The organism is Ectopseudomonas oleovorans (genome assembly GCF_003052605.1).
Taxonomy (GTDB): Bacteria; Pseudomonadota; Gammaproteobacteria; order Pseudomonadales; family Pseudomonadaceae; genus Aquipseudomonas; species Aquipseudomonas oleovorans_A.
In genome coordinates this window covers 18,591-44,210 of record NZ_QASO01000117.1, presented here as the reverse complement: position 1 = coordinate 44,210, position 25,620 = coordinate 18,591, and the positions used below count along the sequence as shown (strand labels likewise).

The 25,620-nt window shown below is 63.7% G+C and carries 24 protein-coding genes and 1 pseudogene; 12 read left to right on the top strand and 13 right to left on the bottom strand.

The window, feature by feature from the left end; all coding sequences use genetic code 11:
- The first annotated feature begins 50 nt into the window (after positions 1 to 50).
- The 4 genes from DBO86_RS19800 (at position 51) to lnt (ending at position 3,977) form a co-directional block, all read left to right on the top strand.
- The gene (locus tag DBO86_RS19800) at positions 51 to 1,043 is read left to right on the top strand and encodes a PhoH family protein (RefSeq protein ID WP_108234620.1); all 993 of its coding nucleotides are present in this window, start codon (positions 51 to 53) and stop codon (positions 1,041 to 1,043) included.
- Positions 1,036 to 1,515: an rRNA maturation RNase YbeY gene (gene ybeY / locus DBO86_RS19795; RefSeq protein WP_108234610.1), complete on the top strand. Its 480-nt coding sequence runs from the start codon at positions 1,036 to 1,038 to the stop codon at positions 1,513 to 1,515. Before DBO86_RS19800 ends, ybeY begins: the two co-directional genes overlap by 8 nt.
- A gap of 6 nt (positions 1,516 to 1,521) precedes the next feature.
- A complete protein-coding gene (locus DBO86_RS19790) occupies positions 1,522 to 2,361 on the top strand; it encodes an HlyC/CorC family transporter (protein WP_108234609.1) in 840 nt (279 codons plus the stop codon).
- 92 nt (positions 2,362 to 2,453) lie between these two features.
- Positions 2,454 to 3,977 carry an apolipoprotein N-acyltransferase gene (gene lnt / locus DBO86_RS19785; RefSeq protein WP_108234608.1) on the top strand — a complete coding sequence of 508 codons (1,524 nt, stop codon included), beginning with the start codon at positions 2,454 to 2,456 and terminating at the stop codon, positions 3,975 to 3,977.
- Between the two features lie 205 nt (positions 3,978 to 4,182).
- Here lnt and DBO86_RS19780 read toward each other — a convergent pair whose 3' ends face one another.
- Both DBO86_RS19780 and DBO86_RS19775 read right to left on the bottom strand, forming a co-directional pair.
- Positions 4,183 to 4,953: a YdcF family protein gene (locus DBO86_RS19780; RefSeq protein ID WP_104729269.1), complete on the bottom strand. Its 771-nt coding sequence runs from the start codon at positions 4,951 to 4,953 to the stop codon at positions 4,183 to 4,185.
- A gap of 50 nt (positions 4,954 to 5,003) precedes the next feature.
- Complete coding sequence (locus DBO86_RS19775) at positions 5,004 to 5,432, bottom strand: hypothetical protein (RefSeq protein WP_108234607.1); 429 nt, start codon at positions 5,430 to 5,432, stop codon at positions 5,004 to 5,006.
- A gap of 178 nt (positions 5,433 to 5,610) precedes the next feature.
- On the opposite strand from DBO86_RS19775, the gene leuS reads away from it, so the two are divergent.
- The 6 genes and pseudogenes from leuS (at position 5,611) to lipA (ending at position 12,866) form a co-directional block, all read left to right on the top strand.
- Complete coding sequence (leuS, locus tag DBO86_RS19770) at positions 5,611 to 8,223, top strand: leucine--tRNA ligase (RefSeq protein ID WP_108234606.1); 2,613 nt, start codon at positions 5,611 to 5,613, stop codon at positions 8,221 to 8,223.
- 54 nt (positions 8,224 to 8,277) lie between these two features.
- Complete coding sequence (locus tag DBO86_RS19765) at positions 8,278 to 8,889, top strand: LPS-assembly lipoprotein LptE (RefSeq protein WP_075749744.1); 612 nt, start codon at positions 8,278 to 8,280, stop codon at positions 8,887 to 8,889.
- 55 nt (positions 8,890 to 8,944) lie between these two features.
- Positions 8,945 to 9,973, top strand: a complete 1,029-nt coding sequence (holA, locus tag DBO86_RS19760; RefSeq protein ID WP_108234605.1) for a DNA polymerase III subunit delta — start codon at positions 8,945 to 8,947, stop codon at positions 9,971 to 9,973.
- A 154-nt stretch (positions 9,974 to 10,127) separates the two neighbouring features.
- Positions 10,128 to 10,274, top strand: a pseudogene (arfA, locus tag DBO86_RS19755) (alternative ribosome rescue factor ArfA); the annotation flags it as partial.
- A gap of 81 nt (positions 10,275 to 10,355) precedes the next feature.
- Positions 10,356 to 11,612 carry a lytic murein transglycosylase gene (locus DBO86_RS19750; RefSeq protein ID WP_108234604.1) on the top strand — a complete coding sequence of 419 codons (1,257 nt, stop codon included), beginning with the start codon at positions 10,356 to 10,358 and terminating at the stop codon, positions 11,610 to 11,612.
- A 201-nt stretch (positions 11,613 to 11,813) separates the two neighbouring features.
- Positions 11,814 to 12,866, top strand: coding sequence for a lipoyl synthase (gene lipA / locus DBO86_RS19745; protein WP_108234603.1), 1,053 nt, complete (start codon positions 11,814 to 11,816; stop codon positions 12,864 to 12,866).
- A 314-nt stretch (positions 12,867 to 13,180) separates the two neighbouring features.
- Here lipA and lipB read toward each other — a convergent pair whose 3' ends face one another.
- From lipB to DBO86_RS19690, 11 genes are all read right to left on the bottom strand, one after another.
- Positions 13,181 to 13,798, bottom strand: coding sequence for a lipoyl(octanoyl) transferase LipB (gene lipB / locus DBO86_RS19740; RefSeq protein ID WP_108234602.1), 618 nt, complete (start codon positions 13,796 to 13,798; stop codon positions 13,181 to 13,183).
- Between the two features lie 5 nt (positions 13,799 to 13,803).
- On the bottom strand, positions 13,804 to 14,082 hold the full coding sequence (locus tag DBO86_RS19735) for a DUF493 domain-containing protein (RefSeq protein ID WP_003463006.1): 279 nt from the start codon (positions 14,080 to 14,082) through the stop codon (positions 13,804 to 13,806).
- A 62-nt stretch (positions 14,083 to 14,144) separates the two neighbouring features.
- The gene (locus tag DBO86_RS19730) at positions 14,145 to 15,320 is read right to left on the bottom strand and encodes a D-alanyl-D-alanine carboxypeptidase family protein (RefSeq protein ID WP_108234601.1); all 1,176 of its coding nucleotides are present in this window, start codon (positions 15,318 to 15,320) and stop codon (positions 14,145 to 14,147) included.
- 108 nt (positions 15,321 to 15,428) lie between these two features.
- Positions 15,429 to 16,442, bottom strand: coding sequence for a septal ring lytic transglycosylase RlpA family protein (locus DBO86_RS19725; RefSeq protein WP_108234600.1), 1,014 nt, complete (start codon positions 16,440 to 16,442; stop codon positions 15,429 to 15,431).
- Complete coding sequence (gene mltB / locus DBO86_RS19720) at positions 16,439 to 17,449, bottom strand: lytic murein transglycosylase B (RefSeq protein ID WP_108234599.1); 1,011 nt, start codon at positions 17,447 to 17,449, stop codon at positions 16,439 to 16,441. The genes DBO86_RS19725 and mltB overlap by 4 nt, the downstream gene beginning before the upstream one ends.
- Before the next feature lie 19 nt (positions 17,450 to 17,468).
- On the bottom strand, positions 17,469 to 18,614 hold the full coding sequence (gene rodA / locus DBO86_RS19715) for a rod shape-determining protein RodA (protein ID WP_075749754.1): 1,146 nt from the start codon (positions 18,612 to 18,614) through the stop codon (positions 17,469 to 17,471).
- Entirely contained in the window at positions 18,611 to 20,503 is a 1,893-nt protein-coding gene (mrdA, locus tag DBO86_RS19710; protein ID WP_074856878.1) for a penicillin-binding protein 2, read from the bottom strand. Before mrdA ends, rodA begins: the two co-directional genes overlap by 4 nt.
- A gap of 10 nt (positions 20,504 to 20,513) precedes the next feature.
- A complete protein-coding gene (gene rlmH, locus DBO86_RS19705; RefSeq protein ID WP_003240195.1) occupies positions 20,514 to 20,981 on the bottom strand; it encodes a 23S rRNA (pseudouridine(1915)-N(3))-methyltransferase RlmH in 468 nt (155 codons plus the stop codon).
- 9 nt (positions 20,982 to 20,990) lie between these two features.
- Positions 20,991 to 21,344, bottom strand: coding sequence for a ribosome silencing factor (rsfS, locus tag DBO86_RS19700; protein ID WP_003240193.1), 354 nt, complete (start codon positions 21,342 to 21,344; stop codon positions 20,991 to 20,993).
- A gap of 66 nt (positions 21,345 to 21,410) precedes the next feature.
- A complete protein-coding gene (gene nadD / locus DBO86_RS19695) occupies positions 21,411 to 22,070 on the bottom strand; it encodes a nicotinate-nucleotide adenylyltransferase (RefSeq protein ID WP_108234598.1) in 660 nt (219 codons plus the stop codon).
- Positions 22,071 to 23,336, bottom strand: a complete 1,266-nt coding sequence (locus tag DBO86_RS19690) for a glutamate-5-semialdehyde dehydrogenase (protein WP_108234597.1) — start codon at positions 23,334 to 23,336, stop codon at positions 22,071 to 22,073.
- 246 nt (positions 23,337 to 23,582) lie between these two features.
- On the opposite strand from DBO86_RS19690, the gene DBO86_RS19685 reads away from it, so the two are divergent.
- On the top strand, positions 23,583 to 24,302 hold the full coding sequence (locus DBO86_RS19685) for a DNA-3-methyladenine glycosylase (RefSeq protein ID WP_108234596.1): 720 nt from the start codon (positions 23,583 to 23,585) through the stop codon (positions 24,300 to 24,302).
- On the top strand, positions 24,299 to 25,615 hold the full coding sequence (locus DBO86_RS19680; protein ID WP_108234595.1) for a bifunctional DedA family/phosphatase PAP2 family protein: 1,317 nt from the start codon (positions 24,299 to 24,301) through the stop codon (positions 25,613 to 25,615). The genes DBO86_RS19685 and DBO86_RS19680 overlap by 4 nt, the downstream gene beginning before the upstream one ends.
- The last annotated feature ends 5 nt before the right edge of the window (positions 25,616 to 25,620 follow it).

The following is a 25,620-nucleotide window of genomic DNA, read 5'->3' as shown; positions in this document are numbered from 1 at the left end:
GCGTTATGCTGCCTTTTCATACCCAGACAAGTGACGATCACTCCATCACCTTGAACGCCTCTCTAGAACTTCATCGTTTCACCCTCGAACCTTTCGAGGCCCGCCGTTTCGCCAACCTCTGCGGCCAGTTCGACGAGCACCTGCGCCTGATCGAAGAGCGCCTCGGCCTGGAAATCCGCAACCGTGGCAACCAGTTCGAAATGCTTGGCAGCGCCGACAAGACCCAGGCCGCCGAGCAACTGCTGCGCAAGCTGTACCGCGAAACCAAAGCCACCGAGCTGTCGCCCGACCTGGTGCACCTGTATCTGCAGGAGTCCGGCGTCGAAGAGCTGGTCAACCCCAGCAACCTGCCGCAGGTGACCCTGCGCACCAAAAAGGGCGTGATCAAGCCGCGCGGCGCCAACCAGCAGCGCTACGTCAAGGCGATCCTCGACAACGACATCAACTTCGGCATCGGCCCAGCCGGCACCGGCAAGACCTACCTGGCCGTGGCCTGCGCGGTGGACGCCCTGGAGCGCGAGCAGGTACGACGCATCCTGCTGGTGCGTCCGGCGGTCGAAGCCGGCGAGAAGCTCGGTTTCCTGCCCGGTGACCTGGCGCAGAAGATCGACCCCTACCTGCGCCCGCTGTACGACGCGCTCTACGAGATGCTCGGTTTCGAATACGTGGCCAAGCTGATCGAGAAGCAGGTGATCGAGATCGCGCCGCTGGCCTACATGCGCGGCCGCACCCTTAACAACAGTTTCATCATTCTCGACGAGAGTCAGAACACCACCGTCGAGCAGATGAAGATGTTCCTCACCCGTATCGGTTTCGGCTCCACCGCCGTGATCACTGGCGACATCACCCAGGTCGACCTGCCGCGTGGCACCAAGAGCGGCCTGACCCACGTGATCGACGTGCTACGCGACGTGCCCGGCATCAGCTTCACCCACTTCAAGCCCAAGGACGTGGTGCGCCACCCGTTGGTGCAGCGCATCGTCGAAGCCTACGAGCGCCACGACGCACGCCTGAACGGCAAGGGCGACGGTCACGATGCTTGAACTGGACCTGCAACTGGCCACTGACGGCCGGCACCCGGACGAGGCGCAACTGCGCCGCTGGTGCGAGCTGGCCCTGCGTCAACGCACGGCCGATTCGGAGCTGACCATCCGCCTGGTCGACGAGGCCGAAGGTCGCGAGCTGAACCACACCTGGCGGCACAAGGACTACGCCACCAACGTGCTGTCCTTCCCTGCCGAGATTCCCGATGGGATTCTCGACATCCCGCTGCTCGGCGACCTGGTGATCTGCGTGCCAGTGGTCGAGCGCGAAGCGGCCGAGCAAGGCAAGGCGCTGGAGGCGCACTGGGCGCACCTGGTGATCCACGGCTGCCTGCACCTGCTGGGCTATGACCACATCGAGGAAGACGAAGCCCTCGAGATGGAAGATCTGGAACGACAATTGCTCGCCGAATTGGGTCATCCCGACCCGTATGCCGGTGACGAATCTCCTAATGAAAAGGACCCCGAGTAAAACGCCATGAGCGAAGACCGATCGAGCAACGAGCAGAAGTCCTGGTTCAACAAGCTGACCCAGGCTTTTGCTCATGAGCCGAGAAACCGCCAGGAACTGCTGGAAGTCCTGCGCGAAGCCCACCAGAACAAGCTGCTCGACAGCGAAGCACTGGCCATCGTCGAAGGCGCCATTCAGGTCGCCGACCTGCAGGTACGCGACATCATGGTGCCGCGCTCGCAAGTGATCAGCATCAAGGCCAGCCAGACGCCCCGCGAATTCCTGCCCGCAATCATCGACGCCGCGCACTCGCGCTATCCGGTAGTCGGCGAAAGCCTTGATGACGTGATCGGCATCCTCCTGGCCAAGGATCTGCTGCCGCTGATCCTGCAGGGCGAACAGCCCAACTTCAACATCAAGGACCTGCTGCGTCCGGCCACCTTCGTGCCCGAGTCCAAGCGCTTGAACGTGCTGCTACGTGAGTTCCGCGCCAACCACAACCACATGGCCGTGGTCATCGATGAATACGGCGGCGTCGCCGGCCTGGTGACCATCGAGGACGTGCTCGAGCAGATCGTCGGCGATATCGAGGACGAGCACGATGTCGAGGAAGACGGCTACATCAAGCCGCTGCCCTCTGGCGACTACCTGATCAAGGCGCTGACCCCCATCGAAAGCTTCAACGAAACCTTCGACAGCGAGTTCTCCGACGACGAGTACGACACCGTTGGTGGTCTGGTGATGAGCGCCTTTGGCCACCTGCCCAAGCGCAACGAGGTCACTGAGATCGGCGAATTCCGCTTCCGTGTGCTCAACGCCGACAGCCGCCGCATCCATCTACTGCGCCTGACGCCGGTTAGCCGCTGAGTCTCAGCCGCCCTTGCCCAGCGAGGGCGGCCGCTTCCCCCTGCGCCATTTCCGCTCTATCCTTGCGCCACCCTGATTCCAAGGATCTAACCATGCTGCAATGGATCACTCGTCCAGGCTGGCCCGGCCACCTGCTTGCCTGCGGCGCAGGCGCCCTCACCCCCCTGGCGCTCGCCCCTTTCGATCTCTGGCCATTGGCCGTGCTGTCCATTGCCCTGCTCTATTTCGGCTTGCGCCATCTGCGCCCCGGCCAGGCAGCGCTGCGCGGCTGGAGCTACGGCTTTGGCCTGTTCGCCGCCGGCACCAGTTGGGTGTATGTCAGCATCCATGACTATGGCGCGGCATCACCGGCACTGGCCGGCTTTCTCACCCTGGGTTTCGTCTCCGGCCTGGGCCTGCTCTTCGCCCTGACAGCCACCCTCTGGGCGCGCTGGATACGCCGCAACGAAGCGCCACTGGCCGACGCCCTGGCATTCGCCGCGCTATGGGTCGCCCAGGAAGTGTTTCGCAGCTGGTTCCTCACCGGCTTCCCCTGGCTCTACGCCGGCTACAGCCAGCTCGAAGGACCGCTGGCCGGCCTGGTGCCAATTGGCGGGGTCTGGCTGTCGTCCTTCGTCATCGCCCTGTCGGCCGCGCTGATCATCAACCTGGAGCAATTGCGCAAGCACAAACCGCGCTACCTCTGCGCCCTGCTCCTGCTGCTGAGCCCCTGGCTCGCAGGCCTGGCACTGAAGGACCACAACTGGACCCACGCCGCCGGCAACAGCCTGACGGTCGCCGCTGTGCAAGGCAACGTCGAGCAGAACATGAAATGGGACCCGGCCCAGCTCAACGCTCAGCTCGCCCTATACCGCGACCTCAGCTTCAGCGCCAAGCAGGTCGACATACTGGTCTGGCCGGAAACGGCGATCCCGGTACTCAAGGACATGGCTCAAGGCTATATCGGCGTGATGGATCGCTTCGCCCGTGACCGCAACAGTGCGCTGATCACCGGCGTACCAGTGCGGCAGTCCAACGAGCGCGGGGAGATTCGCTATTACAACGCGATCACCAGTTTGGGCGAAGGCCAGGGCACCTACTTCAAGCAGAAGCTGGTGCCGTTTGGTGAATACGTGCCCCTGCAAGACCTGCTGCGCGGCCTGATCGCTTTCTTCGACCTGCCGATGTCCGACTTCGCCCGCGGCCCGGCCGACCAGCCACCGCTGCTGGCCAAGGGGCATCGCATCGCGCCGTTCATCTGCTATGAAGTGGTCTACCCGGAGTTCGCCGCAGAACTGGCCGCAGACAGCGAGATACTCCTGACGGTGAGCAATGACGCCTGGTTCGGCACCTCCATCGGCCCGCTACAACACCTGCAAATGGCGCAGATGCGTGCGCTCGAGGCCGGACGCTGGATGATCCGCGCCACCAACAACGGCATGACCGTGGTGATCGACCCGCAGGGCCGTATCCAGTTCGGCTTGCCGCAGTTCGAACAAGGCGTGCTCTACGGCGAAGTGCTGCCCATGCAGGGGCTCACCCCTTATCTGCAATGGCGCATCTGGCCGCTGGCGATTCTCTGCGCCCTGTTGCTGGGTTGGGCCCTGCTGGCCAGCCGCATGGCCAAGACGGTATAGAAGCGGCGGCAGCGAACGTCGCTTGGAGTGCATCCGAGCGATGCGCTTTTCGTAGAAGCCAGCTTGCTGGTGATCAGTGCGGCCAAATGCCCCAGGATCGCTAGCAAGCCAGCTCCTACAGGAATCACGCACGCCCTCAATCACGAGCGTAAATCAGCCCTCGGAACGCAGAACCCGCAGGCGTACTGCCTGCGGCGAGTACGCCCTACTGCTTGCCGTAGACAATGGGATACGCCAATAACCCAATGACTTCGTTGAGCACCTGACTGCTCTGCCAGATAGCCCTCGACTCTGGCAGCCAGCCCCCCAGCGGGCGCTCGTAACCCGAACTGAGATAGCCCATCGGCGCGGTGATCACCTCGAAGCCGGCCTGCTCAAAACTCCAGCGGGCACGCTGCATGTGCCAAGCCTGGGTGACCAGCACCACGCGCCGCACGCCCTGGGGCTGCAACAATTCAGCGCTGAGCACTGCATTCTCCCAGGTGGTGCGGCTTTGCTCCTCCAGCCAGCGGATCTCCAGCCCGTAGTCGCGGCGCATGGCATCGGCCATCAGTGCCGCCTCACTGGGCGGCTGGCCATAATGCAGGCCACCGGTAGCCGCCATTGGCAGGCCGGATACGCGCGCCAGGCGAGCGGCATAGCGCAGGCGCTCCAAGGCCATCAGCCCAGGCTGATCGGCTCCACCCCAGCCCGGGTCGCTCTGCTCACGCCCGGCGCCGAGAATCACGATGGCGTCGGCGCGCTGCGCCAGGGTCGCCCACTGCGCCTGCTCCAGGACCGGCTCACGCTCCAACCAGGCGGCACTCCACTGCGTCACCGCAGGCAGGCTCATCAGCCATAGCCCACTGAAACCGACGGTAAAGCAGGCAAACGCGAGCCGGGGAAAGCGACGACGCAGCCACCAGCCCAGTGCGATCAGCAGGAGTAGAACGCCTGGTGGCATCAACAGTTGTTTAAGGATGAAACGAATCGGCATCAGGCACCTCCGGGGCGCCCAAGCCTAGCAGGTTGGTTTTCAACTGGCTGCTAATGCGGATTACCGCTGCGAAACAACCTGGAGCCACAGGCCTGGCAAGCTCGTACATCCTGCCCTCGATGCCAGCTGACTGGCGCACCGCAGAGTGCGCAACAAAGCGCCTGACGCCGCGTCATCACGGATTTGATCCTGCCCATCGGCTTGCTGTCAACGGTCTTGGCACTGCGCAGTGGCTGACGCTGTATCAGCGCCAACTCTTCTGCCGCCGCGTGCCAGCCGCGCAGCCAGTGCAGGTCACGATTGAGATAGGCACGGATCAGCTCCAGCTCCGCCGGGCTCAGCCCATCAAGCTCCAGCTCGCGCAGCGGCTCGGCATGCAGGCGACTCGCGGTATCGGCCTCTTCCAGCGCCAGGGCAAGCCGTTGCAGCAGTCGCTCGTAAAGATCACCGCCTCGTTCCACCCGCCGTGCATCCGCCATCTGCCACCTCGCGAGCCCCGACAACCGCGGGCCTTGAGTAAAGCTTAGCGAAGGCCCCGCACGCAGCCAGGCGCCGCGACAAACGGCGGACGCGGCACAATCTGGGTTTCCCTCGATAGACGGCGCTCATGTATGCTACGGCGTTTTCCGCAAGCCCCATTCCTTCAGCGCCAGAGCCATGCACGAACAGTACTCGCCCCGTGAAATAGAAGCCGCCGCGCAGTCCCACTGGGACGCGCAACAATCCTTCGTCGTCAGCGAACAGCCGGGCAAGGACACCTTCTACTGCCTGTCGATGTTCCCCTACCCCAGCGGCAAGCTACACATGGGGCACGTGCGCAACTACACCATCGGTGACGTGATCGCGCGCTACCAGCGCATGCAGGGCAAGAACGTGCTGCAGCCGATGGGCTGGGACGCCTTCGGCATGCCGGCGGAAAACGCGGCGATGAAGAACCAGGTCGCACCGGCCAAGTGGACCTACGAGAACATCGCCTACATGAAGTCCCAGCTCAAATCGCTGGGCCTGGCCATCGACTGGACGCGCGAAGTCACCACCTGCAAACCGGACTACTACCGCTGGGAACAGTGGCTGTTCACCCGCCTGTTCGAAAAGGGCGTGATCTACCGCAAGAACGGTACCGTCAACTGGGACCCGGTGGACCAGACCGTACTGGCCAACGAGCAGGTCATCGACGGCCGTGGCTGGCGTTCGGGCGCGCTGATCGAGAAGCGCGAAATCCCGATGTACTACTTCAAGATCACTGCGTATGCCGAAGAGCTGCTGAGCAGCCTGGATGAACTGGATGGCTGGCCCGAGCAGGTCAAGACCATGCAGCGCAACTGGATCGGCAAGAGCTACGGTGCCGACATCGTGTTCGACTATGACGTCGCCAGCATCGGCATCGACGGCCAGCTCAAGGTCTATTCGACTCGACCCGATACCCTGATGGGCGCCACCTACGTCGCCGTGGCTGCCGAACACCCGCTGGCCCAACGCGCTGCCGAGGGCAATGCGGCCATCGCCGCCTTTATCGCCGAGTGCAAGGCCGGCTCCGTGGCCGAGGCCGACATGGCCACCATGGAGAAGAAAGGCCTGGCCACCGGCCAGTTCGTCATCCACCCGCTGACCGGCGACAAGCTGCCGGTATTCGTCGCCAACTACGTGCTCTGGGGCTACGGCGAAGGCGCGGTGATGGCCGTGCCGGCCCACGACGAGCGCGACTTCGAGTTCGCCCACAAGTACGACCTGCCGATCCAGCCGGTCTACGCCGGCGAGGGCAAGGACTACGACAGCGGGCAATGGCAGGCCTGGTACACCGACAAGGACGGCCTGACCACCGTCAACTCCGGCAAGTACGATAACCTCGACTTCAGCGCAGCCTTCGATGCCATAGTCGCCGACCTCGAAGCGACCGGCCACGGCGCGCGTAAGACCCAGTTCCGCCTGCGCGACTGGGGCATCAGCCGCCAGCGCTACTGGGGCTGCCCGATCCCGATCATCCACTGCGACGCCTGCGGCGACGTGCCGGTGCCGGAAGACCAACTGCCGGTCACCCTGCCCGAAGACGTGGTGCCGGACGGCGCAGGCTCACCGCTGGCCAAGATGCCCGAGTTCTACGAGTGCAGCTGCCCGAAATGCGGCGCACCGGCCAAGCGCGAAACCGACACCATGGACACCTTCGTGGAAAGCTCCTGGTACTTCGCCCGCTACGCCAGCCCGCACTACGAGGGCGGCATGGTCGACCCGCAGGCAGCCAACCACTGGCTGCCGGTGGATCAGTACATCGGTGGCATCGAGCACGCCATCCTGCACCTGCTGTACGCGCGCTTCTTCCACAAGCTGATGCGCGACGAGGGCCTGGTCTCCTCCAACGAGCCGTTCAAGAATCTGCTGACCCAGGGCATGGTGGTCGCCGAGACCTATTACCGCACCCTGGAAAACGGCGGCAAGGACTGGTTCAACCCGGCCGATGTCGAGCTGGAACGCGATGCCAAGGCCAAGGTCATCAGCGCCAAACTCAAGTCCGACGGCCTGCCGGTGGAAATCGGCGGCACCGAGAAGATGTCCAAGTCGAAGAACAACGGCGTCGACCCGCAGGCCATGATCGATGCCTACGGCGCCGACACCTGCCGCCTGTTCATGATGTTCGCCTCGCCGCCCGACATGAGCTGCGAATGGTCGGATGCCGGCGTCGAGGGCGCCAACCGCTTCCTGCGTCGTGTCTGGCGTCTGGCTCAGGGCCATGTCAGCGCCGGTCTGCCGGGCAAGCTGGATGTGAACACTCTCACCGACGAGCAGAAGGCTGTACGCCGCGCCATTCACCTGGCGATCAAGCAGGCCAGCAACGATATCGGCCAGCACCACAAGTTCAACACCGCCATCGCCCAGGTGATGACCCTGATGAACGTGCTGGAAAAGGCCGCCACCGCCACCGAACAGGACCGCGCGCTGGTGCACGAAGGTCTGGAAATCGTCACTCTGCTGCTGGCGCCGATCACCCCGCACATCAGCCACGAGCTGTGGCAGCGCCTGGGCCATGCCGATGCGGTGATCGATGCGCAGTGGCCGCAGGTCGATGAATCCGCCCTGGTGCAGGACAGCCTGACGCTGGTGGTACAGGTCAACGGCAAGCTGCGCGGCGAGATCATCGTGGCGGCCAGCGCCAGCCGCGAAGACGTCGAGGCCGCCGCTCGTGCCAACGAGAACGTCCTGCGCTTCACCGAAGGCCTGAGCATTCGCAAGGTCATCGTGGTGCCAGGCAAGCTGGTCAACATAGTCGCCAACTGATTAAGCTCGGCGCCACACATGTGTGGCGCCGTGATCCGCCAAGGGGATATGAGAATGATGAAACGGAATCTGCTGGTCATCGGCCTGGCTGGCCTGCTCAGCGCATGCGGCTTCCAGCTGCGTGGCACCGGCGATGTGCAGTTCGCCCTCAAGGAACTCGACGTCAGCGCGCGCGATGCCTACGGCGACACCGTGCAGCAAGTACGTGAAGTGCTGGAGAACAACGACGTTCGCGTCTACTCCGGCGCCCCCTACAAGCTGGTGATCGCCCGCGAGACCGAAAATCGTCGCGGCGCCAGCTACAGCAGCGGCGCACGTACCGCCGAGTACGAGCTGACCATGGGTCTGGAATACGAGATCCGCGGTGCGAAGAACCTGCTGCTGACCGGTAACAAGGTGGAAGTGCAGAACTACTACCAGCAGGACGACAACAACCTGGCCGGCTCCGACCAGGAAGCGACGCAGCTGCGCAGCGAGCTGCGCCGTGAAATGATCCAGCAACTGATGTTCAGCCTGCAGCAGATCACGCCCGAGCGACTGGACCAACTGCAGCAGACCGCCGAAGCCCGCGCCAAGGCCGAAGCCGAAGCACTGGAAGCGCAGCGCCGGGCTCGTGAGAGCCAGGTCGCGCCGCAGCAGTCGCCGATCGAACTGCCGTCCCGCTAAAGGCCCAAGGGCCGCAGCCGCGGCCCGACGCCCTGCCCCTGATGACATCACCCCGATGAAGCTTGCCCCCGCGCAACTCGGCAAACACCTGCAAGGCGCACTGGCACCTGTCTATGCGATCAGCGGCGACGAGCCATTGCTGTGCCAGGAAACCGCTGACGCCATTCGCAATGCCTGCCGCCAGCAGGGGTTCGGCGAACGCCAGGTGTTCAATGCCGAAGCCAACTTCGACTGGGGCAACCTGCTGCAGGCTGGCGCCAGCCTCTCGCTGTTCGCCGAGAAGCGCCTGCTGGAACTGCGCCTGCCTTCCGGCAAGCCAGGCGACAAGGGCACAGCCGCCCTGCTCGAGTACCTGGCCCGCCCGCCCGAGGACACCGTTCTCTTGCTGAGCCTGCCCAAGCTTGATGGCAGCACGCAGAAATCTAAATGGGCCAAGGCCCTGATCGACGGCCAGGTGAGCCAGTTCATCCAGATCTGGCCGATAGATGCCAATCAGTTGCCGCAGTGGATTCGCCAGCGCCTCGCGCAGGCCGGCCTGAGCGCCAGCGCCGATGCGGTGGACATGATCGCCGCGCGGGTAGAAGGCAACCTGCTGGCCGCCGCCCAGGAAGTGGAAAAGCTCAAGCTGCTCGCCGAAGGCAATCAGGTCGATGCCGAAACCGTCCAGGCCGCCGTAGCTGACAGTGCGCGTTTTGACGTCTTCGGTCTGATCGACTGCGCCCTCGCTGGCGATGCCGCACACGCCCTGCGCGTCCTCGAAGGGCTACGTGGTGAAGGTGTGGAAACCCCGGTGATTCTCTGGGCGCTGGCGCGCGAGATTCGTCTGCTGGCCGGCATCGCCCACCAACAGAGCCAGGGCATCCCATTGGACAAAGCCTTCTCCAGCGCCCGCCCGCCAGTCTGGGATAAACGTCGCCCCCTGGTTTCCAAAGCCTTGCAGCGTCACAGCAGCAAACGCTGGGGCCAGTTGCTGCAGCAGGCGCAGTTGATCGACGCACAAATCAAGGGCCAGGCGCCCGGTGATCCGTGGAGCGAGCTGGCACTGCTGACCCTGCAGTTGGCCGGACAGCGTCTGCGCCTGTAATTGTTGCTGCCCACCCTACGAGCTGAAAGGCTTCGCGAGCAGAGCTCGCTCCTACGAGCTCCCCATCCAGACCGCAATCTGGACATTTTCTGTACAGCGGCGCATAGTCTCCGCCGCCTGCATTGGCGCAGGCCAGTCTGCATGAGGAAACGCCATGAGCAAGAAAGCCGGCAAACGGCCGAACAAGGCCAAATCCATCGTCGCCCAGCCACTGTTTCGCTCCCGCCAGGAACGACCACAGAAAGGTAAAGGCAGCTACCGCCGCGAAGCCTCCCACAATTGGGAGGCTTCTTGCTTTATGGGCCTCTTCGCTTCGCTGATAGCCCAGAATCCCCGTCGAGCATGCTAAGGTAACCGCCTGCTTAAACGCCTTGAGATAGACATGCCACACCAGCTTCCACGTCGCGCCCTGGCTCTGCTTCCTCTCCTGCTACTGGCGGCCTGCGCCCAGGCCCCAGCGGAAAATCTGCCTACCACCACTGCCCCGGCAGCGGTCCAGACTGCAGCCGAAACGCCCTTGCCCAGTTTTGCCGACTGGCGCCAGACGATGCGTAGCGAAGCGATTGCCGCCGGCATCGACGCAGCGCTGTTCGATCGCGTATTCGCCGGCGTCACCCCCGACCCTGCGGTGCTCAAGGCAGACAGCAGTCAGCCCGAGTTCACTCGCCCGGTGTGGGAATATCTCGACGGTGCCGTCTCCTCCAGCCGCATCGGCCGCGGCCGAGTATTGCTGGCCCAGCACAACACCATGCTGCAACGTATCGAGCAGCAATATGGCGTCGAAGCGCAGATCCTGGTGGCCATCTGGGGCCTGGAGAGCAACTTCGGTAACAATATCGGTAGCCACAGCGTAATCCGCTCCCTCGCCACCCTGGCCTATGACGGTCGCCGCCAGGGCTTCTGGCGTGCTCAGTTGCTGGCCGCCCTGCAAATCCTGCAGAACGGCGATGTACCCAGCGATCGCATGATCGGTTCCTGGGCCGGCGCCATGGGCCAGACCCAGTTCATGCCCACCACCTATAACCAGCATGCGGTCGACTTCGACGGCGACGGCAAGCGCGACCTGTGGAACTCCTCGGCCGATGCCTTGGCCTCGGCGGCTCATTACCTGCAAGCCTCGGGATGGCAGCGCGGCCAGCCCTGGGGTTTCGAGGTGCGCCTGCCGAGCGACTTCGACTATGCCCTGGCAGACCCGGATCAGCGTCGCAGCCTGACCGAGTGGGCCGAACTCGGCGTGCGCCCACTGGCACCGACCGGCGCAGCCGCCAGCGCGCGCGCCAGCCTGCAGCTGCCTGCCGGGCACCAAGGCCCGGCCTTCCTGCTGCTGGATAACTTCCGCAGCATCCTCAAGTACAACAACTCCACGTCCTACGCGCTGGCCATCGGTCTGCTCGCCGACAACCTGCTACGCAGCACCGAAATCAAGGGGCAATGGCCCCGGGGTGAGCGTCAGTTGGGGCGTAGTGAACGTGTTGAGCTGCAGGAGCTGCTGGCCCAAGCCGGTTTCGACCCGGGTCCGGCCGACGGCATCATCGGCGCCAACACGCGCAAGGCCATACGCGCCCTGCAACTGCAGTTGAACTGGCCAGCCGATGGCTACCCCAACACCCAACTGCTGCAACAGCTGCGCACACGCTGAATCCAGCACTGACACCTCAGGGGGGCTTGCCATCATCGGCAAGCGCCTTGCCGAGCGGTCACAGCGACGCCCCCCAAAAAAACGCCTTGGCGGTGTTTTGTCGACAGGCGGCCTCAGCGTCTGCATACACCTTCTGTGATAGACTGGCCGGCGGCCAAAAGCCACCTGCCCACGGAGCCTCTACCGGAGCCCAGATTTCCGATGTCCGACACCTCCTCGCCCAAATCCGTCGCCAGCGGCGAAAAATTTCGCACCGCCCAAGGCATCAGCGCGATCAAGGATGGTCAGAAGCGCCGCGCCTCGGCCGAACCCCAGGTGTTCGAACCCAAGCCCAAGTGGCTGCGGGTCAAGGCTCCTGGCGGTAGCCGTTTCGAGGCGGTCAAGCGCAACGTCGGCGAACACCGCCTGAGTACCGTCTGCCAGGAATCGCACTGCCCGAACATGGGCGAATGCTGGTCAAACGGCACGGCCACCATCATGCTGATGGGCTCGGTGTGCACCCGCGCCTGCCGCTTCTGCGCCGTGGATACCGGCAACCCCAATGGCTGGCTGGACCTGGAAGAGCCGCAGAACACTGCCAAGTCGGTGGAGCTGATGGCCCTGCGTTATATCGTGCTGACCTCGGTGGACCGTGACGACCTCGAAGATGGCGGCGCCGGCCACTATGCAGCCTGCGTGCGGGCGATCAAGGAAAACACCCCGCAGGTGGTGGTCGAAGCCCTGACCCCGGATTTCGATGGCGATCATCAGGCCATCGAGCGCGTGGTCGACTCCGGTCTCGAAGTCTTCGCGCAGAACGTCGAGACAGTCAAACGTCTCACCTATGTGGTTCGCGATCCACGCGCCGGCTATGAGAAGACTCTCAAGGTGCTCGAGCACGCCAAGAAGCACCGCCCCGACGTGCTGACCAAGACCAGCCTGATGCTCGGCCTGGGTGAAACCGACGAGGAAATCCTCGAGACCATGGATGACCTGCGCGCCATCGGCGTGGACATCCTCACCCTCGGCCAGTACCTGCAACCCACGCGCAACCACCTCAAGGTGCAACGCTGGGTCAGCCCTGAAGAATTCAACCGCCTGCGCGATATCGGCCTGGAGAAAGGCTTCATGGAAGTCGCTGCCGGCCCGCTGGTGCGCTCCAGCTACCGCGCCGACCGCGTGTTCGAGAAGAACAACCTGGGTCTCGCCGCTCCGGTTCCGGTGCCTGGCCAGGAAGTTAATGCCAGCCTGATTCCGGCGCTGAATCTGAACTGAGACAGATCCTCTCGGAAAACAAAAGGGACGCCTCGGCGTAATGCTGATCAGATAAGTTCGTCACCATCCCCTCCTACTTGCAGTAGAGGGGGCGCTTTTCGTAGGAGCCAGCTTGCTGGCGATGCTTTTTATGGCGGATCGCCGGCAAGCCGGCTCCTACAAAAATCGAGTGCAACGGCTTAACTGACTGGCATTACGCCTCGGCGTCCCTTTTTCGTTACTGTCATTAAGCATGCGTGGCTACGCGCCTGCGTAGGAGCCCCGCCCCGGGGCGAAGCTTTGGGCGCCGCGCCTACGCATTCGCTCGCATGAGCTTACACGTAACCCAGACGGGCACGCAGCGCCTGTTCCAGACGTCGCGACACCTCGTCGAACACGGGCGGCGCTTGCAGCAGGTCACGCATCTGCACCATCTTCAGCCCCGCGTAGCCGCACGGATTGATGCGCAGGAAGGGCGACATGTCCATGTCGACGTTCAGCGCCAGGCCGTGGAATGAGCAACCACGACTGACGCGCAGGCCCAGTGAGGCGATCTTGTCGCCGGCCACATACACGCCCGGCGCATCGGCCTTCGGCGCAGCCTCGATACCGTAGCCGGCCAGCAGATCGACCAGGCTTTGCTCCATGGTCGTGACCAGTTCACGCACCCCAAGGTCGAGGCGGCGCAGATCGAGCATCAGGTAGGCCACCAGTTGGCCAGGGCCGTGATAGGTCACCTGGCCGCCGCGCTCGACCTGCACCACCGGAATATCGCCCGCTGCCAGCACATGCTCGGCCTTGCCGGCCTGACCCTGAGTGAAGACCCGGGGGTGCTGCAGCAGCCAGATTTCATCCGGTGTCCGCTCATCGCGCTCACGGGTCAACTGGCGCATGGCCTCCAACGTCGGCTGATAGTCGACCAGCCCGAGGTGACGAACGACGAGTTCGGGCATGAGGATCACAGCACCATGTGCACGCGGCCAGTGGCACGCAGATCGACATGAATCGCCTGCAACTGCTCGACGCTGGTGGCGGTGATCAGCACCTGCACGGAGAGGAAGTTGCCGTTACGGCTGTCGCGCAGCACCAGCGTGGAGGCATCCAGATCCGGCGCATGGCGCTGGATCACCTCGATCACCAGATCGGAGAAACCCTCACCCGCAATGCCGATTACCTTGATCGGGTAACGCTCGCAGGGAAATTCGATTTTAGGGGCTTGAACGTCGTTATCGGTCATGGCGTCAGCGGGCTCGCGGCCCGTCCAGAAAAGGGCCGCTCCATCAGGAGCAGCCAGGCTTGTCAGTTGAAAAGGCCGAAGAAGAACAGGCGAATGCTGTCCCACAGACGGCGCATCAGGCTGCCCTCGTCCACCGACTCCAGAGCCACCAGGTCGGTGCTGCGCACCACCTCGTCACCCAGTTTGACTTCGACCTTGCCGATCACATCGCCCTGCTGGATCGGTGCGATCAGTTGCGGGTTGAGGGTCATGCTGGCCTGCAGTTTTTCCAGTTGGCCCTTGGGCATGGTCAGGGTCAGGTCTTCGGCGAGGCCGGCCTTCACCTGATGCGCAGTACCTTTCCAGACAGTGGCCTGAGCCAGCTCGGCGCCTTTCTGATAGAAGGTGCGGCTTTCGAAGAAACGGAAACCATAGGTCAGCAGCTTCTGGGTTTCCGCTGCGCGGGCCTGCTCGCTGTCAGTACCGAATATCGAGGTAATCATGCGCGAACCATCACGTACGGCCGAGGCGACCAGGCAGAAGCCCGCCTCCGAAGTGTGGCCAGTCTTCAGGCCATCGACGGTGCGGTCACGCCACAGCAGCAGGTTACGGTTGGGCTGCTTGATATTGTTCCAGAGAAACTCTTTCTGCGAGTAGATCGCATAGTGCTCGGCATCTTCATTGATGATCGCACGGGCCAGGATCGCCATGTCATGGGCGCTGGAGTAATGCTCAGGATGCGGCAGGCCGGTCGCGTTCACAAAGTGGCTGTTCTTCATGCCCAGACGTTCGGCAGTGGCGTTCATCATGTCAGCGAAGGCATCTTCGCTGCCGGCGATATATTCGGCGATGGCGATGCTGGCATCGTTACCGGACTGAATGATGATGCCGTGCAGCAAGTCGTCGACCGTGGCCTGGCTGTTCACCGGCAGAAACATGGTGGAGCCACCGGACGCAGCGCCACCTGTGCGCCAGGCGTGCTCGCTGATGGTTACCAGATCCTGCTCGCCGATCTTGCCATTACGGATTTCCAGGGTCGCGATGTAGGCCGTCATCAGCTTGGTCAGGCTGGCGGGCGGCAGGCGCTCGTCAGCGTTGTTCTCGACCAGGACATTGCCGCTGGCAGCGTCCATCAGCACGTAGGATTTCGCGGCCAGTTGCGGCGGCGCCGGCACCACCTGCGGGTTGGCCATGGCCAGGGGGGCGGCCAGAAGGGTAAGAACCAGTGAAGCACGTTGCACGAAGCTGGTGATGTTCATCCGTCTCTCGAAAATCATTGCTTGGGTTGTACGGCCCCACAGGGCCATCTTTCGACTCGCACCAGGCAAGCCTCGGATTTAGTCCGGCAAAGGCCGGTTAAGTTGCCATCAGTCGGCGCGCACCAGCGTGGCCTGGCCGAGGTTGGCCAGGCGCACGCTGCTCTGCAGCTGCTCAGCCTCGCCCTGATTGCTGATCGGCCCCATGCGGACGCGGTGCAGTATCTGCTGGTCGCGCACCACTGAGCTGATGAACACCGGCACACTGCTGGTCTGGCTCAGCTTGGACTTGAGCAGCTCCGCAGCGTCCGGATTGGCGAAGGCTCCCACCTGGAGATACAGGCCAGAGGCTCCGAGTAAATCGTTTTTTTTTGCGTCGATCTGCACCGGCACCACCGCAGCGGCGTGCTGCGTCGGCGGCGGCGAATAGTGTTCGACAGGCTGCGACACAGGCTGCGCGACGGGCTGGGCAACGGCAGCCTTGGCCGGCTGATTGTTGGCCAGCACCAGCGGCACCGGACGGCCCTGCTGCGCCCACCACTCATGCGGATCGATACCTTCGACCTTGACCCGTGCGGTACCTTTCTCGGCATAGCCGAGCTTCTTCGCCGCAGCGAAGGACAGGTCGATGATGCGGTCGGAGTAGAACGGCCCACGGTCGTTGACCCGCAGGATCACGACCTTGCCGTTCTCCAGGTTGGTCACCCGCACGTAACTGGGCAGCGGCAGCGTCTTGTGTGCTGCGGTCATGCCGTACAGGTCGTAGGTCTCGCCGTTGGCAGTGGCCTGGCCATGAAACTTGGTGCCATACCAGGAAGCCGGACCGACCGCCTGGTAGCGACGGGCGTCCTGAATCGGGTAGTACTGTTTGCCGAACACCACATAGGGGCTGGCCTTGACCGGTCCGTAGTGCGGCATGGGAATGGCGTCCTGAATCTTCGAGACGTCGACATCCCACCAGGGCGCGCCATCCTTGTGCGGCCGGTTGTAATCATCAGGCCCGGAGATGCCCGTCGACTGACCGGGCACCACAGCGGGCTGCGGTGCCCGATTGGACGAGCAACTCGCCAGCAGCAGGGCTGCCGTTATGCAGGCAGCCAGCGGCAGCAGTTTGTGCGCACTCATTGTTGACTCCGCGCTTCGACCAGCAACTCAGCCAGTTGGTTGACCGCCATGGCATACATCACGCTGCGATTGTAGCGGGTGATGGTGTAGAAGTTGGGCAAACCGAACCAGTATTCGTCGCCTTGCGCACCTTCCAGACGAAATGCGGTCACCGGCAGATCTTCGGGCAGCTTGTCCTGGCTCTGCCAGCCCAGTGCGCGCAATTCGGCAACATTCTTCACCGGATCCAGGCCCTGGGTCAGGCCTTCATCGACGCGCGCACCGCTGACCTGGACGCGGCTGGCCACCTGGCCGCCGGCCTGCCAGCCGTGACGTTTGAAATAGCTGGCAACACTGCCGATGGCATCGGTCGGGTTGCTCCAGATGTTGATATGGCCGTCGCCATCGAAGTCCACGGCGTAAGCACGGAAACTGCTCGGCATGAACTGTGGCAGGCCCATGGCACCAGCATAAGACCCCTTGAGGGTGATCGGATCGACCTGCTCCTCACGGGTCAGCAGCAGAAATTCGCGCAGTTCCTTGCGAAAGAACGGCGCACGCGGCGGGTAGTCGAAGGCTAGCGTGGACAGGGCGTCCATCACCCGCCAACTGCCGGTGTTGCCGCCATAGAAGGTTTCCACGCCGATGATGGCGACGATGAACTGCGGCGGCACACCGTACTCGGCCTCAGCCTTTTCCAGCGCAGCCTGGTGCTTGTTCCAGAACTCCACGCCCTGGGCGATGCGCTTGTCGGTAATGAAGATCGGCCGGTAGTCCTTCCAGGGCTTGACCTTCTCTGCCGGGCGCGAGATGGCATCGAGAATCGCCTGCTTGCGCTCGACCTCGGCGAACAGACTGACCAGTTGCTCGCTGGCGAAACCATAGTCGCGGGTCATTTCCTCGACGAACTCGGCCACCTGCGGCGAGCCGTCGTAATCGGCCGCCAGCGCCTGTGCGCCAGAACCAAGCGCGCCGGCGATACCGACTCCAATGAGCGTACGAGCAGCCCAACTACGCAGAGAATGCATTAACTCAAAACCCCCAAAATCAAACCTGAGCGATCCACTTTCTGTGGGTGTGGATCGCCATCAATACCCCGAAGCCAGACAACAGCGTGACCAGATGGGTTCCGCCGTAACTAATGAAGGGCAGCGGCACCCCAACCACCGGCAGCAGCCCGCTGACCATGCCGATGTTGACGAATACGTAGACGAAGAAGGTCATGGTCAGCGCCCCGGCCAGCAGCTTGCCGAACAGCGTCTGCGCCTGGGCGGTAATCACCAGGCCACGCGCCAGCAGCAGCAGATAGAGCAGCAACAACAGACAGACGCCAACCAGGCCGAACTCCTCCGCGAGCACGGCAATGATAAAGTCCGTATGGCTTTCCGGCAAAAAATCCAGGTGTGACTGGGTACCCAGCAACCAGCCCTTGCCCAATACGCCGCCAGAACCGATGGCCGCCTTGGACTGGATGATGTTCCAACCCGCCCCCAGCGGATCGCTCTCCGGGTTGAGGAAGGTCAACACACGGCGCTTCTGGTAGTCATGCATGACGAAGTACCACATGCCTATCGCAATCGGCACCACCGCCGCCGCTGCACCGACAATCCAGCGCCACTGCAGACCGGCCATGAACACGACGAAAGCGCCCGACGCCAGTACCAGCAGCGAAGTACCGAGATCCGGCTGCTTGAGGATCAGCACGAAAGGCACGCCAATCATCGCCAGGCTGATAACGATGTGCTTGAAGCGCGGCGGCAGGTTATGTCGCGACAGGTACCAGGCGACGGTCATCGGCATGATGATTTTCATCAGCTCCGAGGGCTGGAAGCGGATCACGCCCGGGATGTTGATCCAGCGAGTCGCCCCCATCGCGGTGTGGCCCATCACCTCCACCGCCATCAGCAAGGCGACGCCCGCAACGTAGGCAAGGGGTACCCAGCGCGCCATGAAGCGCGGGTCGAACTGGGCGATCACGACCACCGCGAGCATACCGATGCCGAAGGATGATGCCTGCTTGAGCAGCAGGTCGACATTCTTGCCACTGGCCGAATAAAGAATGAACAGGCTGCCGGCACCCAGAATCAGCAACAGCAACAGCAACCAGCCGTCGATATGCATGCGCTGTAGCAGGCTGGCGCGACGACGCAGGACGTCCTCATCGGACAGGGTGCGGTCGAAATTGCTGATCATCGCTGGCTGACCTCGGCAGTCTGGGGCAAGGCGAATTCGGCTTTGAGCTGACCGGTCTCTTTATCCAGCAGCCAGGCGTCCATCACCTGCTTGACCACCGGGGCGGCGACGCCGGAGCCTGACTCGCCGTTCTCCACCATCACCGCGACGGCTATCTGCGGGTTATTGGCGGGTGCAAAACCGACGAACAGGGCGTGATCGCGGTGGCGCTCCTGCACCTTGTTGCGGTCGTATTTCTCACCCTGTTTGATCGCCACCACCTGGGCCGTGCCGCTCTTGCCGGCGATGCGGTAGACCGAACTGTCACCGACCTTGCGCGCCGTACCACGGGCACCGTGCAGCACGTCTTCCATAGCACGAATGCCATACTCCCAGAACTTCGGATCACGCAGGACGATATCCGGCATCGGGTTGGGGTCCACGGGCAAGCGTCCGTCGACACTCTTGGCCAGGTGCGGACGAATCCACTTGCCACGCGTGGCCATCAGCGCGGTGGCCTGCGCCAACTGCAGCGGTGTGGTCTGCATATAGCCCTGGCCAATGCCGAGAATCAGCGTCTCGCCCGGGTACCAGGGCTGGCGATAACGCGCCCGCTTCCAGTCACGCGAAGGCATCAGGCCGGCGGTCTCCTCGAACATGTCCAGCGCCACGCGCTGGCCGAGGCCGAAGCGGCTCATGTATTCATGCATGCGATCGACGCCCATCTTGTGCGCCAGGTCGTAGAAGTAGGTGTCGTTGGAACGGGCGATGGCCAGGTTGAGATCGACCCAGCCATCACCGCTGCGGTTCCAGTTACGGTACTTATGGCTGTGATTGGGCAACTGATAGAAGCCCGGGTCGAACACCCGGGTCTGCGGGGTGACCACGCCAGCATCGAGACCGGCCACAGCCACCATCGGCTTGATAGTCGAGCCCGGCGGATAAAGGCCACGCAACACGCGGTTGTACAGCGGCTGGTCAATGGAGTCGCGCAGTTCGCCATAGGCCTTGAAACTGATGCCGGTGACGAACGGGTTGGGGTCGAAACTGGGCTGGCTGACCATCGCCAGCACTTCGCCATTGTTCGGATCGATGGCCACCACAGCGCCACGACGCCCACCGAGGGCGTTCTCGGCCGCTTCCTGCAAGTGGACATCGAGGCTGAGCACGATGTCCTTGCCCGGTTTCGGATCGACACGATTGAGCACACGCAACACGCGACCACGGGCATTGGTCTCGACCTCTTCATAGCCGACTTCGCCGTGCAACTCGTCCTCGTAGAAACGCTCGATACCGGTCTTGCCGATATGGTGGGTGCCGGCGTAATCGGTCGGATCCAGACGCTTGAGCTCCTGCTCGTTGATGCGCCCGACGTAGCCGACCGAATGCGCGAAGTGTTCCTGCTGCGGATAATGCCGCACCAGTTGCGCCGCCACCTCGACGCCAGGCAGGCGGAACTGGTTGACCGCAATGCGAGCGATCTGCTCTTCGGACAGTTCGAACAGAATCGGCACCGGCTCGAACGGACGCCGCCCCTGGCGCACGCGGCGCTCGAACAGGGCACGATCATCCTCGCTGAGTTCCAGCACCTCGACCACCGCATCGAGCACGCTTGGCCAGTCACCGGCGCGTTCGCGGGTCACGGTCAGGCTGAAGCTGGGGCGGTTGTCGGCGATGATCACGCCATTGCGGTCGAAGATCAGCCCGCGGGTCGGCGGGATCGGCTGCACATGGATGCGGTTGTTCTCCGCCAGGGTGCTGTGATGCTCGTACTGAATCACCTGCAGGTAGTACATGCGCATGATCAGCACGCAGGTCAGCAGGATGATCACGACGCCGCCAACGAGCACCCGGCGCTTGACCAGGCGAGCGTCCTTTTCATGATCCTTGAGGCGAATCGGCTGCGGCATGACTAGGTGATCACTTGTGGTACGGATGACCGGACAATACGGTCCAGGCGCGGTAGATCTGCTCGCCAAGAAGGATGCGCACCAGCGGGTGCGGCAACGTCAGAGGCGACAGCGACCAGCGCTGCTCGCTACGCGCGCAGACCTCCGGTGCCAGCCCTTCCGGGCCGCCGACCATGAGGTTGACGTTGCGTGCATCGAGACGCCAGCGCTCCAGCTCCGCTGCCAGTTGCTCGGTGCTCCATGGCTTGCCATGGACCTCCAGCGTGACGATACGTTCGCCGGGCTGCACCTTGCTCAGCATGGCCTCACCCTCCTGACGGATCAGGCGGGCAACGTCGGCATTCTTGCCGCGGGTGTTGAGGGGAATTTCCACCAGCTCCAGCGGCAATTCGGCAGGCAGACGCTTGACGTACTCCTGCCAGCCCTCTTCGACCCAGCGCGGCATGCGCGAACCGACGGCGATCAGTTTGATCCGCACGGTTTACGCTTACTCGGCCGAATGTTGCGCGCGGCTCTGCTCGGCGCCCTGCCACAAGCGCTCGAGGTCGTAGAACTGACGCGCGGTCGGCAGCATCACGTGCACGACGATGTCACCCAGGTCGAGCAGGGCCCATTCGCCGCTGTCCAGACCTTCGCTACCGATCGGGCGCACGCCCTGCTCCTTGACCTTTTCCAGCACGTTTTCCACCAGCGACTTGACCTGACGGCTGGAGCTACCGCTGGCGATCACCATGAAGTCGGTGATGCTGGTCTTGTCCTTGACGTCGATCACCGTGATGTCGGTCGCCTTGATTTCTTCCAGCGCCGCCACGGCGATCTTGACCAGCTCTTCGCTGGGCATGTTCTGCTTGCTCATAAATGACTCATTTGCCTCGTGTAATGGACGCCTGCGCACATGCGCGACGTTTCAAGCATTGGGCGCACGGTACAGATCGTGCGCCTGGATGTAGGCCAGTACCGCATCCGGCAGCAGATAGCGCGCCGAGCGGTCGGTTGCCAGTAAGTGGCGAATCTGCGTGGCGGAAATCGCCAGCGGAGTCTGCCAGATGAAACTGATTTGCCCGCCTGCACCCTGCAGGCTCAGCGGGTCGCTGACACTGCGCGCGGCCAGCAGATCGCGCAGCGCCTCCGGCGCTTCGCTGTCGGCATCCGGCCGTTGCAGCACCAACAGGTGGCAATGCTCGAGCAGTTCCTGCCAGCGATGCCAACTCGGCAAGCCGCAGAAAGCGTCCCAGCCGAGCAGCAGAAACAGCTGATCGTCCGCTGCCAGCTCGGCGCGCACCGACTCCAGCGTGTCCACCGTATAAGACGGTTTGTCGCGGCGCAGCTCGCGGTCATCGACCGTCAGCCGCGTCTCGCCGGCCACCGCCAGCTGAACCATGGCCAAGCGCTGCTCGGCTGTTGCCTGCGGCGCGTCGCGATGCGGCGGCCTGGCGCTGGGAATCAGCCGCAGCTGGTCCAGCGCCATGAACTCAGCCACTTCCAGTGCCGCACGCAGATGCCCGATGTGCACCGGATTGAAGGTACCGCCGAGCAGGCCGATGCGTCGGGCGCCGATCCGTTTCATTTATGTGCGAATGTGTCCATCGCCGAAGACCACGTACTTCTCGCTGGTCAGCCCCTCCAGGCCAACCGGGCCACGGGCGTGCAGCTTGTCGGTGGAGATACCGATCTCCGCGCCCAGGCCGTATTCGAAACCATCGGCAAAGCGGGTCGAGGCATTGACCATCACCGAAGCGGAATCCACCTCGGTGAGGAAGCGCCGCGCATCGCTGAAGTTCTCGGTGATGATCGAATCGGTGTGCTGCGAGCCGTAGTGGTTGATGTGCTCGATGGCCGCATCCAGCGAGTCGACGATGCGAATCGCCAGGATCGGCGCGTTGTACTCGGCGAACCAGTCGTCCTCGCTCGCCTCCAGCACATCGCTGCCGAGCAGTTCGCGGGTGGCGGCATCGCCACGCAGCTCCACGCCCTTGTCGCGGTAGATGGCGGCTAGCGGCGGCAGCACGCGCGCGGCGATAGCCTGGTGCACCAGCAGGGTTTCCATGGCGTTGCACGGCGAATAACGCTGGGTCTTGGCGTTGTCGGCAACGCGAATGGCCTTGTCGAAGTCGGCAGCGACGTCGACATACACGTGGCAGACGCCATCCAGGTGCTTGATCACCGGCACCTTGGCGTCGCGGCTGATGCGCTCGATCAGGCCCTTGCCACCGCGCGGCACGATCACGTCGACGAACTCCGGCATGGTGATCAGCTCACCGACGGCAGCGCGATCAGTGGTTTCCACCACCTGCACGGCAGCTGCCGGCAGGTCGGCCTCGGCCAGGCCCTGCTGGATGCAGCGGGCAATCGCCTGGTTGGAATGAATGGCCTCGGAGCCGCCACGCAGGATGGTGGCGTTGCCGGACTTCAGGCACAGGCTGGCCGCATCGATGGTCACGTTCGGCCGCGACTCGTAGATGATGCCGATCACGCCCAGCGGCACACGCATCTTGCCGACCTGGATACCGGACGGCAGGTAGCGCATGCCCTGAATCTCGCCGATCGGGTCAGGTAGGGTCGCCACCTGGCGCAGGCCTTCGATCATGCTGTCGATCACCTTCGGCGTCAGCGCCAGGCGGTCGACCATGGCCGGCTCCAGACCGCTGGCGCGGGCGGCTGCCAGGTCCAGTTCGTTGGCGACGGTCAGCTCGGCACGAGCGGCGTCGAGGGCATTGGCAGCGGCCTGCAGCGCGCGATTCTTCTGCGCGGTGCTGGCACGGGCGAGCACCCTGGAGGCCTGGCGGGCGGCCTGGCCCAGGCGGGTCATGTAGTCGTGCACGGACTCGGTCATGGCGGCGGAGGTCTGGCAGTTGGAAAAAGGGGCTGATTATAGCGGGCTCGCAAGGCCACGCCCAGCGGCGTCTGGCAAGCGGTAGGCAGCTCGTCCGCCAGGTGATGAATGCTGGGCAATGCCGGACCTAGCCGGGGTAGCGCACCGATGGGCAAACATGGGCGCCAAGGGTGCTGGAACGTTCAGGCATTTTTAAGCTTCTTGTTGTTATGCTCGCCGCCCGAGACCTAGCCCCCCGTACGATAGATGAAGCCTGCCGAACCCACCCTCAGTTTGCCCTGGCCCGGTGCCCGGCCACTGCCCGATGCGTTCTTCGACCGCGACGCGCAGCTGGTTGCTCGCGAACTACTCGGCAAGGTGATCCGCCATCGTGTCGGCGCGCAGTGGCTGAGTGCGCGGATCATCGAGACCGAGGCCTATTACTTGGTCGACAAGGGCAGCCACGCATCGCTCGGCTACACCGACAAGCGCAAGGCGCTGTTCGCCGACGGCGGGCACATCTATATGTACTATGCGCGCGGTGGCGACTCGCTGAACTTCAGCGCCCAGGGGCCGGGCAACGCGGTGCTGATCAAGTCGGCGCATCCGTGGCTCGACGCCGTCAGCGGCGCCGATGCTCTGGCCGCGATGCAACGCAACAACCCAGGCAGCCTCGGCCAGCCGCGCGCCCCCGAGCGCTTGTGCGCCGGACAGACCCTGCTGTGCAAAGCGCTTGGTCTGAAAGTGCCGGATTGGGACGCACGCCGCTTCGACCTGCAACGACTCTTCGTCGAGGATGTCGGCGAACGACCGCACTCGATCATCCAGTGTGCGCGACTGGGCATTCCCAAGGGCCGTGACGAGCACCTGCCTTACCGCTTCGTCGACGCCCGCTATGCCCGCCACTGCACGCGCAACCCTTTGCGCCGTGGACAGGTCGAAGGGCACGACTATCAACTACACACGCTGGAGCCTACCCGACCATGATGCAATGGTTCGACAGCATGACCACCTGGCTGCAAGGCAGCCCGCACTGGCTGGCATTGGCCATTTTCCTGGTCGCCTGCCTGGAGTGCCTGGCAGTGGCCGGCATCGTCATCCCTGGCACCGTGGTGCTGTTCACCCTCGCCGTGTTGGCCGGCAATGGCGCCCTGGAGCTGTGGCAGACGCTGCTGCTCGCCTATACCGGCGGCCTGCTCGGCGACGCGATTTCCTACGGGCTGGGTCGCCGCTTCCACCAGGGCATCCGGCGCCTGCCGGTGCTGCGTGACCATCCCGAATGGTTGACCGGCGCAGAGAACTACTTCCAGCGCTATGGCGTGATCAGCCTGCTGGTCGGCCGCTACATCGGCCCGCTGCGGCCGATGCTGCCATTGGTCGCCGGTATGCTGGACATGCCGGCCGTGCGCTTCGCCCTGGTCAGCCTGCTGGCTGCCGCCGGCTGGGCAGTGGCCTACATACTGCCCGGCTGGGCCACCGGCGCCGCCTTGCGCCTGCCGCTACCAGAAGGTTTCTGGGGTGCGGCCGGCATCGTCAGCGCAGCCCTGGCGGTGATGTTGCTGCTGATCATGCAGGCCAGCCTGCGTGAACGGCGCTGGGCCGCCAGCCTGGCCGCACTGCTCGGCGCCATCGCCCTGGCCGCCATGCTGATCGGCTTCCCGCGCCTGGACAGCCTCGACCAGGGCCTGATGACGCTGGCGCAGGACGAGCGCAGCGCCGCCTTCGATCCCATCGCGGTGTTCATCACGCGCTTCGGCGACTTCCATATCCAGTTCGCCGCCGGCGTCCTGCTGGTGGCGCTGCTGTTCGCCGCACGTCGGTGGCAGGCCGGACTGTTCGTCGCTGGCGCCCTGCTGCTCGCCTCCACCGCAACCACGGTGCTGAAGAACCTACTGGCCCGTTCACGCCCGGATGTCCTGCTGCAGCCGCTGGAAAGCTACAGCCTGCCGAGCGGACACAGCTCTGCGGCATTCGCCTTCTTCCTGGCCCTGGGTGTGCTGGCCGGTCGTGGCAGCGCGGCGCGCACACGCCTGACCTGGCTGCTGGTGGCGAGCCTGCCAGCCCTGACCATCGCCCTGTCGCGGGTGTACCTGGGGGTGCACTGGCCCAGCGACATCATCGCTGGTGCCCTGGTGGCGGCGACCAGTTGTGCGCTCAGCCTGGCCCTGATTCAGCGCGCAGCGCCGATGCAGCCGTTGCCGGAGAAGGTGTGGTGGTTGGTGATTCCGGCCTGCGCTGCGCTGTTTGGCGCCATGGTCGCCTGGGAGCTGTCGGCGACTCAGTTACGCTACAGCTATTGAAGCCT